This is a genomic window from Peribacillus simplex (assembly GCF_001542915.1).
In the GTDB taxonomy this organism is placed as follows: domain Bacteria; phylum Bacillota; class Bacilli; order Bacillales; family DSM-1321; genus Peribacillus; species Peribacillus simplex_B.
In genome coordinates, this window is the sequence record NZ_LNNH01000059.1 from 165,024 (window position 1) to 166,017 (window position 994).

Annotated in this window: 1 pseudogene; it reads right to left on the reverse strand. The window is 39.1% G+C overall.

Going from position 1 to position 994, the window contains the following annotated elements:
- Positions 1-994 (reverse strand): annotated as a pseudogene (locus tag AS888_RS24455) (IS1182 family transposase); the annotation flags it as partial.

The window sequence follows — 994 nt, forward strand, 5'->3', positions numbered from 1 at the left end:
CCTCTTTATTTGTTGTTGAGTACTTTAAAGTTTCTCCCGAAGGGCAAAGGGAACAATCAAAGTGTTCATCGTAAACATAGTCATGTTTGCGAAAGAATCCTTCTTTTGTACGAGGACGTGTATAGGGTAAAGCAGGTGTGATTTCTTTGTTAAATAGGTAGCTTGTAATCGCTGGTGTTTTATAAGCTGCATCTGCGGCAACTGCTTCTGGTTTTCCAACTTTCTCAATTCACTTGGTCAACAAGTGGCTCCAAAATTATGACTGTCATGTGTATTACCAGGTGTTACAATCGTTCCCAATACAAAACCGTTGCCGTCTGCGGCCGCATGGAATGAATAGGCAAACTGTTTTGTTCGTTCATCTTTCACATAGTAGCCACTCTCAGGATCCGTAGTACTTTCTTTAATTGCTTTGGTTTCTTCCTTATCAAATTTATCTGGTGGAAAAGGCTTCTTACCATGGTTTTCACGATCTTGATTGATTTCTTCTTGAAGACGTCCTTGATACGCTCGTGTTTCTTTACGAACGATTTTCTTTTCAAATTTCCGTTTATTCGCACTGGCTTTCACATGTGTGGAATCCACGAAAACGTGTTCTACACTTATTACCTTTTTATTAGCAGCGGTCATTAAAATGCGACAGAAAATCTGTTCAAACAGGTCTGTATCTTTAAAGCGTCGCTCATAATTTTTTCCGAACGTAGAGAAATGAGGCACTTTATCCTGGAAACCATAGCCTAAGAACCAACGATAAGCCATATTGGTTTCAACTTCTTCAATCGTTTTACGCATGGAACGAATACCGAAGGTATATTGAATGAAAGTCAGTTTAACTAAAATAACTGGATCAATACTTGGGCGTCCTACCTCTGAGTACATATCTTTCACCAAGTTATAAATGAAAGTGAAGTCAATGGCAGCCTCCATTTTACGAACCAAATGGTTCGGTGGCACCAGTTGATCTAAAGTAATCATTTCAAGTTGATCTCGCTGA